This is a genomic window from Kitasatospora sp. NPDC059462, from assembly GCF_042749955.1.
In the GTDB taxonomy this organism is placed as follows: Bacteria; Actinomycetota; Actinomycetes; order Streptomycetales; family Streptomycetaceae; genus Kitasatospora.
This window is the reverse complement of sequence record NZ_JBHYUU010000247.1, coordinates 1-10,119: the sequence shown is the minus strand read 5'-3', so window position 1 is coordinate 10,119 and position 10,119 is coordinate 1. Positions and strand designations below refer to the sequence as shown.

The 10,119-nt window shown below is 76.4% G+C and carries 10 protein-coding genes; 4 read left to right on the top strand and 6 right to left on the bottom strand.

Annotation, left to right across the window (positions count from 1 at the left end):
* Positions 1–66: 66 nt before the first annotated feature.
* The 3 genes from ACFXAM_RS35365 to ACFXAM_RS35355 form a co-directional block, all read right to left on the bottom strand.
* The gene (locus ACFXAM_RS35365; protein ID WP_380297628.1) at positions 67–522 is read right to left on the bottom strand and encodes a DUF6114 domain-containing protein; all 456 of its coding nucleotides are present in this window, start codon (positions 520–522) and stop codon (positions 67–69) included.
* A 26-nt stretch (positions 523–548) separates the two neighbouring features.
* Positions 549–1,205, bottom strand: coding sequence for a DUF6230 family protein (locus ACFXAM_RS35360; RefSeq protein ID WP_380297626.1), 657 nt, complete (start codon positions 1,203–1,205; stop codon positions 549–551).
* Between the two features lie 137 nt (positions 1,206–1,342).
* Entirely contained in the window at positions 1,343–2,170 is an 828-nt protein-coding gene (locus ACFXAM_RS35355) for a TetR/AcrR family transcriptional regulator (protein ID WP_380297624.1), read from the bottom strand.
* 483 nt (positions 2,171–2,653) lie between these two features.
* Here ACFXAM_RS35355 and ACFXAM_RS35350 point away from each other — a divergent pair, with 483 nt between their 5' ends.
* The 3 genes from ACFXAM_RS35350 to ACFXAM_RS35340 all read left to right on the top strand — a co-directional run bounded on the left by ACFXAM_RS35350 (position 2,654) and on the right by ACFXAM_RS35340 (position 5,948).
* Positions 2,654–3,352, top strand: a complete 699-nt coding sequence (locus ACFXAM_RS35350; protein WP_380297622.1) for a Tat pathway signal sequence domain protein — start codon at positions 2,654–2,656, stop codon at positions 3,350–3,352.
* Positions 3,353–3,540: 188 nt separating this feature from the next.
* A complete protein-coding gene (locus ACFXAM_RS35345) occupies positions 3,541–4,413 on the top strand; it encodes an AAA family ATPase (protein WP_380297621.1) in 873 nt (290 codons plus the stop codon).
* The gene (locus tag ACFXAM_RS35340) at positions 4,410–5,948 is read left to right on the top strand and encodes a VWA domain-containing protein (RefSeq protein ID WP_380297620.1); all 1,539 of its coding nucleotides are present in this window, start codon (positions 4,410–4,412) and stop codon (positions 5,946–5,948) included. The genes ACFXAM_RS35345 and ACFXAM_RS35340 overlap by 4 nt, the downstream gene beginning before the upstream one ends.
* A 50-nt stretch (positions 5,949–5,998) precedes the next feature.
* Here ACFXAM_RS35340 and ACFXAM_RS35335 read toward each other — a convergent pair whose 3' ends face one another.
* The 3 genes from ACFXAM_RS35335 to ACFXAM_RS35325 all read right to left on the bottom strand — a co-directional run bounded on the left by ACFXAM_RS35335 (position 5,999) and on the right by ACFXAM_RS35325 (position 8,640).
* Positions 5,999–6,994, bottom strand: coding sequence for an alpha/beta fold hydrolase (locus tag ACFXAM_RS35335; RefSeq protein WP_380297618.1), 996 nt, complete (start codon positions 6,992–6,994; stop codon positions 5,999–6,001).
* A gap of 91 nt (positions 6,995–7,085) precedes the next feature.
* A complete protein-coding gene (locus ACFXAM_RS35330; RefSeq protein WP_380297617.1) occupies positions 7,086–7,301 on the bottom strand; it encodes a hypothetical protein in 216 nt (71 codons plus the stop codon).
* Between the two features lie 10 nt (positions 7,302–7,311).
* Positions 7,312–8,640, bottom strand: a complete 1,329-nt coding sequence (locus ACFXAM_RS35325; protein ID WP_380297615.1) for an MFS transporter — start codon at positions 8,638–8,640, stop codon at positions 7,312–7,314.
* Between the two features lie 232 nt (positions 8,641–8,872).
* On the opposite strand from ACFXAM_RS35325, the gene ACFXAM_RS35320 reads away from it, so the two are divergent.
* Positions 8,873–10,119: D-alanyl-D-alanine carboxypeptidase family protein (locus tag ACFXAM_RS35320; RefSeq protein ID WP_380297613.1), on the top strand; the 1,247-nt coding region annotated here is incomplete at its 3' end.

Sequence of the window (10,119 nt, the reverse complement as noted above, 5' to 3'; positions counted from 1 at the left end):
ATAATCTCAAGACGCGGGGTGTGCGCCGGACGCTTTTTTTTAACCTGGGCGCCGGCCGCGACCGCCTCAGGCGCCGGCCGGACCGGCGGCCTTCCGGCGGGCCCGGCCCCGGCGCAGCAGGCGGCGGCGCGGGGGCTGGTCGGGTACCCAGCCGAAGGTCAGGCAGCTGCCGATCACGCCGAGCAGCATGCCGATCAGGAATCCGCCCAGGTTGGAGGTGAGCCAACTGCCGAGCGAGGCCAGCACGGCGACGACCGAGTAGAACAGCCGCTGGGCCGGGTTGAACAGGACGAGCAGGCCGCAGACCACCATCACGGTCGGGACGAGGTAGCCGGACAGCCCCTGGAGCCCGATGTGCAGGACGACGGGCAGCGGGGCGCGCAGGGTGAAGAGGATCTCCGCGCCGCCGGACAGGACCAGCACTCCGCCCCAGAACGGCCGCCGGCCCCGCCAGCCGCGCCACGACGGGCGGCTCCGGGCGGCCGCGGCCCGCGGCTCGGCGTCGGGCGCGGCCGCGGGCAGGGTCCCGGGCTCCGGCTCCGCCACCGTCAGCAGCCCTCGGAGCTGAAGCTCAGCCGCAGGTTGGGCAGTTTGAAGGCGCCGGCGGTGGTCGCGTAGTTGTGCTGGCGCAGGTTGCGGATCTTGACGGTGTCCGCCTGCTGCCCGAAGACGCCGGGCAGGCCCTTGACACCGGCCTTGGTGAAGGTGCTGGCGTCCCCGCCGATCTCGATGTTCTTGAACTCGGCGTCACCGGTGAGCAGGTCGGAGTCGGTGGTGAGGTCGGTGGCGGTCACCGGCGTTCCGCCGTCACCGGCCTTGATCAGCAGGTTGATGCCACCGAGTTCGACGCTCTGGCAGAGCTTGGTGAGCGAGGCCTCCTTGATCGCGGACACCGCGACGAGCACCTGCCCGCCGGTGTCCCCGGCGTTGGGGCTGTCCTCGATCATGTGGTCCAGGCTGCCGAACTGCTCGAACCCGACGCCGTCCAGACTGTCGGCGGTGACGGTGAACGGCATGCCGGAGATCGAGAACTGGGCGGCGAGCACGCCCTGCGCGGTCAGGGTCATCAGCACCGCGCCGGCGGCGACGGCGGGAACGGCCATCAGCGCGGTGCGCTTCAGCCGGACCCGGCCCCTGTGCTGCGCGGGCGCCTCCGCGCCGGTGGTGCTCTCGTCGTTCCGGGCGGCGTCCTCGGACGTGGCCATGTGTGCTCCCTGGATGGTGGGGACGGGCAGTCACTGGCACGTTGCCCTGGCGCGGACAGCGTTCTGCGGCACGACCGGGAGGGACCGCCCCTCGGCAGCGGGGCGGGCGGGTCGGGCCTCAGTGGGTAACTGGGAAGCTACTGCCCAGTATTGAGCGGGTCAATACGGGTGCACGAAGGATCATCGTCCGCTCCCGGGCGGCCCGCGGCCCGGCCGTCGGCCCGATCCCCGGCCCGGCCGCCGGCGCGGCTTCGCCACGGCGCCGGGTCCAGGGCCAGGCGGCGCGCCGCCTCGGCCGGGCCGAGGAAGGGTGCCAGGCAGAAGAGGCTCAGGAGCGGCAGCAGGTCGGGGAGTTCGGCGGTGCGACCGGCATCGATGCAGCGCTGCAGGGTGCCGTAGACGCCGCCGACCACCGCGTCGACCATCGCCTCCGTCGCCACCCCGGCCGGGAGTTCGGGCACCTCCGCGAAGAACGCCCGGAACCGGGTGAGGAGTTGGTCGCGCTCGCGGCGCCCGGCCGGGCCGACCGCGTCGAGTTCGATGACCGCCATGGTCGCGAAGGCCGGCACCCCGGCCAGCAGTCCGAGCATCGCCCGCAGCGACTCGCGGATCCCGGTGCACCAGTCCGGCGCCGCCGCGAACGCCGCCGCCATCCGCCGGATCACCACTCCGGTGCCGTGCCGGTGGGCCGCGAGGAAGGCGTCCTCCTTGCCGGTGAACAGCTCGTAGAAGACCGGCCTGGTCACCCCGGCGGCGCGGCAGATGTCGCTCACAGTGGCGCGCTGGTAGCCGTGCTGCGCCACGGTGAGCACCAGCCCGTCGAGCAGCCGCTCGCGCTGGGTCGCGGCGACCACCCCGGGCGGCAGCCGGCTCGGGCCGCGCTTGATCGACCGGGCGGGGTCGCGCCCGGTGCGCGCCCCGGGCAGCAGGACGGTCTCGGACTTCCGGAGGGGTTCCGGTCTCATCGCCAACTCCTGCGCATCTTCTTGACATTGACGTGACGTCCGGTTTACAACACTGGCGGGTTTCCAATCCGCGGCGGACGCCGCCGGAAGCCCGCACGCGTTCCGACTGCTCAGTATGGCGAACGCATGCCCGGCGGTGGCAGCCGCCGACGTGCACCCGGCACCGCACGTACCCCTCGCCCCACCCGCTCCACCTCCGCTCCATCCCGCCGTACTCAGCCGTACTCGCCCGCAGCCGGCCCCGAACCGGCCGTGCGCGGCCGATCCGGCCGCCGTACCCGCCGCACAGCGTCGTGCCGCCGGTACCGCCGCCCGTACGGGCGGGCCCGTGGCGCCGGGCCCGCCGAGTCGCCGTCCGCGGTGCCCCACCCCGCACCACCCCGTCGCAGCCGGCCCGCGGGCCGGCCCGCGGTCGACGCCGCCGCGCGCCCCCGCACCGGCCGCACGGGCCCCCACCCGACTCGCCCGGAGAGGCACACCCTCATGCGCATCCGCCGTACCCTCGGAACCGCAGCCCTCGCCGCCACCGCGGTCCTGGCCGCCGGCACCGTCGCCCCCGCCCAGGCCGCCGACGCCCCCGCCCCGGCCGCCGCCCCCGTCGCGGTGCTCACCCACACCGTGCTCGCCGGACCGAACGTCTCCGTCGGCGACGTGCTGGCCGCCGACCTGGTGGCCGGCACCACCGCCAACTTCTACTCCAGCGCCACCGGGACGAGCGGCATCAAGTGCGCCACGTCCGCGTTCTCCGCGACCGTCCTCAGCAACCCGGCCGCCCCGGGCACCGCCACCGAGTCGCTCAACACCCAGACCTTCGGCTCCTGCACCGCCAACGTGATCGGCGTGACCGGCGTGCAGAGCATCACCGTCAACAACCTCGCCTACGTCAACTCGGTCAGCGACGCCGCGGGCAACCCGGTCTCGCTCGACCCGGGCACGGCCGGGCCGGTGCAGACCACGGTGGTGCTGAAGACCATCCTCGGCACCATCACCTGTGTCTACCGGGCCCCCGGCGGCCTCGCCGGCACGACCAACAACGTCGGCCAGACCATCGGCTTCAACGCCCAGGCGCTGCCCAAGGTCTCCGGCCCGAGCACCTGCTTCCCGGTCGGCTACTTCAGCGCCACCTACGGCCCGGTCCGCGACGTCTCGGTGGCCGGCAGCCCGGTCGTCTTCGTCAACTGACGCCCCCGCGGCGCCGGTGACGCGCCCGGTCCGCGGCCCCGGCCGCGGACCGGGCCCCGGCCGAGCGCGGCCGCCCCCGTCCGTCCGCCCCCGTCCGTCCGCCCGTGGTCGCGGTGTCCGGGACAGCGAAGTGACCCACCGGTAGGGTGCTGGCGACAGGCACCGGACGACGGGGATGTGGGGCACGCATGGTCGGCGAGGGCACGCAGTTCTTCGAGTCGGTGGCCGACACGGCCGCCCGGCTGGCCGAGGCCGGCTACCTGGCCTCCACCGAGATCGCCACCACCGTCTTCCTCGCCGACCGGCTCGGCAAGCCGCTGCTCGTCGAAGGGCCGGCCGGCGTCGGCAAGACCGAACTCGCCAAGGCCGTCGCCGCCACCGGCCGCGCCCGGCTGGTCCGGCTCCAGTGCTACGAGGGCATCGACGAGGCCCGGGCCCTCTACGAGTGGAACCACGCCAAGCAGCTCCTGCGGATCACCGCCGGGCGCGACGAGGGCTGGGACCGGGCCCGCACCGACATCTTCGCCGAGGAGTTCCTGCTCCCCCGCCCGCTGCTGACCGCCATCCGCGGCGACGAACCGACCGTGCTGCTCATCGACGAGATGGACAAGGCCGACGTCGAGGTCGAGGCGCTGCTGCTCGAAGTGCTCGGCGACTTCCAGGTCACCGTGCCCGAGCTGGGCACCATCACGGCGATCCGGCGCCCCTTCGTCCTGCTCACCTCCAACGCCACCCGGGAGCTCTCCGAGGCGCTGCGCCGGCGCTGCCTCTTCCTCCACCTCGGCTACCCGGAGGCCGAGCTGGAGCGCCGGATCGTCCGGCTGCGCGTGCCCGGCCTGGACGCGGCGCTGGCCGAGTCGCTGGTCCGGGTGGTCGGCGCGCTGCGGGCGATGGAGCTGCGCAAGGCCCCCTCGGTGGCCGAGACCGTCGACTGGGCCCGCACCCTGCTCGCCCTGGGCGCCGACACCCTCGACGAGACGGTCGTGCGCGCCACCCTCGGCGTGGTCCTCAAGCACCAGGACGACGTGCTGACGGCCACCCGGAAGCTCACCCCCGCATGAGCGTCCCGCCGCAGGCCGCCGACGGCACCGCGCCCGCCCCCGGCGCCCCGCCCGCCGACCTCGCCGCCCGGCTGACCGGCCTCGTCCGCGCACTGCGCACCCACGGCCTGCCGATCGGGCCCGCCGAGACCGTCGACGCCGCGGCCGTCCTGGAGGTCCTCGGCCTCGCCGACCGCGCACAGGTCAGGGCCGGGCTGGCCGCCGCCCTGCTGCGCTCCGACGGGCAGCGCGGGGTCTTCGACGCCGCCTTCGACCTGTTCTTCCCGCTCGGCGTGGGCGATCCGGAGGCCGTGCGCCGGGCCGCCGCGGCCGGGCCCGGTCCGGCCGCCCAGGACCCGGCCGCCCCGGGCGCGGAGGTCCCGGAACCCGGCGCCCCGGACCCGACGCCGCCGGACCCGGCCGCCCTGCGCGAGGACCTCCGGGCACGGCTCGCGGCCGCGCTCGCCGCCGACGACCGGGCCGCCCTGGCCCGGCTCGCCGGTGAGGCGGTGGCCGCGTTCGGCCGGTACGGCGCCGCCGGCGGCCCGGGCCGGCCCGGCAGCGACGGCTGGTCCGCCCACCAGACCCTCGGCCGGCTCGCCCCGGAGACCCTGCTGGCCCGGGTGCTGGCCGCCCTGCGCGCCGGCGCCGACGGCCCGGGCCCCGCCACCGCGGACCTGGCCGGCGACCTCCTGCCCGACGAGATCCGCCGCCGCATCCAGGACTTCCGCGCCCTGGTCGCCACCGAGGCCCGCCGACGGGCGGCCGAGCTGCGCGGCACCGAGCACGTCGCCGAGCGGGCCGTCGCCCCCAGCGCCGACCGGATCGACTTCCTCACCGCCGGGCACGACCAGCTCGCCGAACTACGGCGCACCGTGCACCCGTTGGCCCGCAAGCTGGCCACCCGGCTGACCGCGCGCCGGCGCCGGGCGGCGCGCGGGCACATCGACCTGCGGCGCACCCTGCGGCGCTCGCTGTCCACCGGAGGCGTCCCGCTGCGCCCGGCCCACCGGCTGCGCCGTCCCGCCAGGCCGGAGCTGGTCCTGCTCTGCGACGTGTCCGGCTCGGTGGCGGGCTTCTCCGACTTCACCCTGCTGCTGGTCCAGGCGATGCGCGACCAGTTCAGCAGGGTCCGGGTGTTCGCCTTCGTCAACCGCACCGCCGAGGTGACCGCCCTGCTCACCCGCGGCGGCGGCGATCCGGCCGCGCTGGCCCGGCGGATCCTCACCGAGGCCAAGGTGACGGGCTACCACGGCAACAGCGACTACGGCGCGGCGCTCGCCGAGTTCGCCGACCGCCACCTGGACGCCGTGGGCCCGCGCACCAGCGTGCTGATCCTCGGCGACGCCCGGAACAACCACCGCGACCCCCGGCTGCCCGCCCTGCGGCTCATCGCCGCCCGGGCCCGCCGGGTCCACTGGCTCAACCCGGAGCAGCCCGCCCTCTGGGGCACCGGCGACTCCGCCGCCCCCGCCTACGCCGGGGTGGTCGAGATGCACTGCTGCCGCAACGCCCGCCGGCTGGGCGAGTTCATCGCCCGGTTGCTGCCGGTCTGATCCGCACCGGGCGGCGGGGCGGGAGCGGTCCGCCCCACCGCCCGGCGGCCTCAGCCGTCCAGGTGCCGCAGGAAGTCCAGCAGGGCTTCGGTGACCTCGGCCGGGCTCTCCTGCTGCGTCCAGTGCCCGACGCCCGGGAGGGTGACGCGCCGGTACAGCTTGGGCGCCAGGTGCTGCAGCAGCTGCCGCATCGCCTCCTCCGGCATCAGGGTGGCGACCATGTCCTGGTCCCCGGCCACGTAGAGGGCGGGGACGCCGACGGGCAGGCCGATGAGCCCGGCGAGCAGCTCGTTGTTCCGGTCGATGTTGCGGTACCAGTTGAGGCCGCCGGTGAACGCCCGCTCGCCGTGCTCGGCGTAGTCGGCGACATAGGCCTCGATGTCCGCCTCCGACAGCCACGCGGGAAGCTTCTCCGGTTCGGCGAGGCCGTCCAGCAGGGTCTGGCCCTCGCCGACCACCCAGGCCCGCGACCCCCCGGTGCTCGGGCGGTCGCCGGAGCCGGTGTACAGCAGGCGGCGGAACGTCAGGTGCGGGTCCCGGACGAGCTCGGCGTCGGCGATCCCGGGGCGCTGGAAGTAGATCTGGTAGAAGCCGTCGCCGAACCGCTCCCTGGCCTGCGCCAGCGGCGGCAGGCCGAGCGTCGGCACCGGCGGGACGCTGAGCCCGGCCACGCCGCGCACCAGGTCGGGCCGCAGGGTCGCGGTGGTCCAGGCGACCGGGGCGCCCCAGTCGTGGCCGACCAGCACCGCGCGCTCCTCGCCGAGCGCGCGGATCAGGGCGGCGACGTCCCCGACCAGGTGGAGCAGGGTGTAGGAGTCGACCGACGCGGGCTGCTCGCTGCGGGCGTAGCCGCGCTGGTCGACGGCGACCACCCGGTAGCCCGCCTCGGCGAGCGGGGCGAACTGGTGCCGCCAGGAGTACCAGCTCTCCGGGAAGCCGTGCAGCAGCAGGACCAGCGGTCCCTCCCCCTGCTCGGCGACGTGCAACCGGACGCCGTTCACCTCGACGTGGTGGTGCGCGATCCGTCCGTAGGCCTGCTTGGTCATCCGGCTCCTCCTCGTCGACGGCCCGTCACCAGCCTCAACGAGCAGCGCCCGACGGCGTGTTCCCCGCTCGCCGCGCCCGCCCCCGGCCGGCTCAGTCCCGGGCGCCCAGCCGGTCCAGGAGCGCGGTGCCGAGGGCGAGCAGGACGCCCACCCCGATCAGCGCGAAGTAGCCCGCGGTCTGGTGGCCGGCGGGAACGAGGTAGCGGACGAAGCCGAACACCCGCAGACCCCACAGGTGGTCGGCGAGCAGCCCGCTGATCCCGCCGACGATCAGGACGAAGCTCACGAAGCCGAGGAAGTTCTTCATGCCGACGACGTTAGGCAGCGGCGTCCCGGGCGGGATCCGACTTTCGGCGCGACCCGGCGTCACCAAAGTCGCGCGTCCACAGCACCGGTACGGCCGCCAGGGCCGGGGCGGCGGCCAGCGCGAAGCAGAGCGGCAGCGGCAGGTGACCGACCATCAGGCCCACGGCCGCGCCGCCGCCGGCCGACCCGGCGTTGACGGCGGTGTTCACCCAGGCACCGGCACGGGTCCGGGCGCCGGGGGCGACCGCCTCGTCCGCCACCAGGTAGGCGGTGGTGAGGGCGGGCGAGACGAAGAGCCCGGCGAGCGCGACGGCCGCGCCGAGCAGCAGCAGGCCCGGCGCGAGCCCGGCGGCGGCCAGCGCCAGACCGAGACCGGCCGTGAACAGCGGCAGCCGGGCGGCGTTCGGCAGCGGACGGTCCAGCGCGCCGAGCCCGAGGCCGCCGACCGCGCTGCCGACGGAGAGCGCGGCCAGGATCCAGCCGACCGCCTCCGGCCGGCCCTGCCGCTCGGCGGAGGCGACCACCATGAGGTCGAGTGCGCCCAGGGCCAGGCCGGTGACGGCCGCCGCGAGCACCGCGCGGCGCAGCGCCCGGCCGCCGCCGAGCCGGCCGCGGGCCCGGCGTGACCGGCGTGACCGGCGGTCACCGGTCGCGGCGCCCTCCCCCTCGCCCGCGGCGTCCTCGCCGTCGGCCGCGCCGTCCTCGCGGGTGCCCTGCGCCGTGAGCGGCGAGGCGACCATCAGCAGGGCCCCGGTGAGCAGCAGGCCCGCTCCCGCGACGACCGCACCGGCAGGGCCGGTGACCGGCAGCAGCAGCCCGACCAGCAGCGGTCCGGCGACGAACAGCAGTTCCTCGGAGACGCCGTCGAGGCTGTAGGCGCGCCGCAGCAGTGCGGCATCGGGGTGGAGCCGGCGCCAGAGCGTCCGCATCACCGGGCCGAGCGGCGGGGTGCAGACGCCCGCCGCGAGGACCAGCGCCGCGAGGACGGCCGGCGGCGTACCGGGCCGCGCGGCGGCGGCCACCGCGAGCAGCAGCGCGGTGTACAGCGCGGCCATCGGCGGCAGCGCCCGCCGGGGGCCGTGGCGGTCGACGAGTCCGGCCCTGACCGGGGAGAGGGCGACACTGGCCAGGCCGAACAGGGCCATCGCCGCGCCGGCGGCGGAGTAGGAGCCGGTGGCGTCGCGGACGGCGAGCAGCAGGGCGAGCGGCACCACGCCGTAGGAGAGCCGGCCGAGCAGTGCGGCGCCGAAGGTGCGGGCGGCGTGCGGGGCGGCGAGCACGGCGCGGTAGCCGGGGCGCGCGGCGGAGGCGTGCGCGGGTACGGGGGTGGAGGAGGGCATGGGAACGTTCCTCGGGGAGGACCGGCGGCGGGCGCGGACGGCCCGGCGGCGCCGGAGGCGTGCGGGGACACCGGAGGACCGCGCCGACGGCAACGGCCGGGGCGGTCACGACGGGTCGCACTACACACAGGGAACGAACATGCCCGGTACCGTACCAGGCCCCGCCCGGCGCCGGGGCCCGGACGGAGCAGCGGGCAGCGCGGGGCGGCGGCGGCCCGGGTACGTTCGCGGTGTGCAGCAGAGGCCACCCCACGTCAGCGGGCGCCGCCGGGCCGCGATCCCGGCCGCGGCCGGCGCCCTCGCCGCGCTGCTCCTCGCCGCCGGTGCGCCGGTCGCCCCGGCCCGCCCCGCCGACGCCCCGCCCGGGGCGAGCGGCGCCCCCGCCGCGGCCGGGGCGGCGCAGGACGCCAGCACCGTGGTCGGCGGCGAGCGGCTGGGCCGTCCGACCGTCCAGGTGGCGCCCCGGGCCGGGGCGCCGGAGCTGCCCGCCGGGCTGACCGGGCGGTCCTGGCTGGTCGCGGACGCCGCGAGCGGCGAGGTGCTGGCGGCCCGCAACGCCCACCTCCCGCTGCCGCCCGCCAGCACGCTCAAGATGCTGTTCGCCGACACCGTGCTGCCCAAGTTCGACCGCTCCCTGGAGCACCGGGTGACCCCGGCCGAGCTGGCCGGGGTCGGCGCGGGCAGCAGTCTGGTCGGGATCAAGGAGAACCTTCCCTACCGGGTCGAGGACCTCTGGCGCGGGGTCTTCCTCGCCTCCGGCAACGACGCCGTGCACGTCCTGTCCCACATGAACGGCGGGCTGGCCGCGACGGTCGAGCAGATGCAGGAGCGGGCGGAGGCCCTCCAGGCCCGGGACACCCGGGTGGTCACCCCGGACGGCTACGACCAGGACGGCCAGGTCTCCTCGGCGTACGACCTCACGCTGTTCGCCCGGGCCGGGCTGCGCAACCCGGACTTCCGCGCCTACTGCGCCACCCGCACCGCGCGCTTCCCCGGCGGCCTCGATCTGACGACCGGGCAGCGCACCGCCTTCGACATCGCCAACACCGACCGGCTGCTGGGCGCGTACCCGGGCCTGATCGGGGTGAAGAACGGCTACACCACCAACGCGGGCGCCACCTTCACCGGCGCGGCCGAACGCGGCGGCCGGACCCTGCTGGTGACGGTGATGCACCCGGAGCAGCAGTCCAAGGTGTACGACGAGGCGGCGGCGCTGCTGGACTGGGGCTTCGCGGCGGCCGGCAAGGTCGAACCGGTCGGCAGCCTGGTGGAGGAGGACGGCGGGGCGGCCCCGGACGACCCGGCCGAGGACCCGGACTCCGGGGTGCTGCCGAACGGCGCCCGGGAGGCCGACGGCGCCGACCGGCAGGGCGACCACGAGCCCGGCCCGGCCGGCTGGACGGCGGCCGCCCTGTGCGGGGCGCTCGCGCTCTGGGCGGCGGCCCGGGTCCGGGGGCGGCGGCTGGCGCAGCCGGGCAC

Coding starts and splice junctions, on each gene's coding strand:
- ACFXAM_RS35360 (WP_380297626.1), bottom strand. CDS start 1,205: ATGGCCACGTCCGAGGACGCCGCCCGGAACGACGAGAGCACCACCGGC.
- ACFXAM_RS35355 (WP_380297624.1), bottom strand. CDS start 2,170: ATGAGACCGGAACCCCTCCGGAAGTCCGAGACCGTCCTGCTGCCCGGG.
- ACFXAM_RS35350 (WP_380297622.1), top strand. CDS start 2,654: ATGCGCATCCGCCGTACCCTCGGAACCGCAGCCCTCGCCGCCACCGCG.
- ACFXAM_RS35345 (WP_380297621.1), top strand. CDS start 3,541: ATGGTCGGCGAGGGCACGCAGTTCTTCGAGTCGGTGGCCGACACGGCC.
- ACFXAM_RS35340 (WP_380297620.1), top strand. CDS start 4,410: ATGAGCGTCCCGCCGCAGGCCGCCGACGGCACCGCGCCCGCCCCCGGC.
- ACFXAM_RS35335 (WP_380297618.1), bottom strand. CDS start 6,994: ATGACCAAGCAGGCCTACGGACGGATCGCGCACCACCACGTCGAGGTG.
- ACFXAM_RS35330 (WP_380297617.1), bottom strand. CDS start 7,301: ATGAAGAACTTCCTCGGCTTCGTGAGCTTCGTCCTGATCGTCGGCGGG.
- ACFXAM_RS35325 (WP_380297615.1), bottom strand. CDS start 8,640: ATGCCCTCCTCCACCCCCGTACCCGCGCACGCCTCCGCCGCGCGCCCC.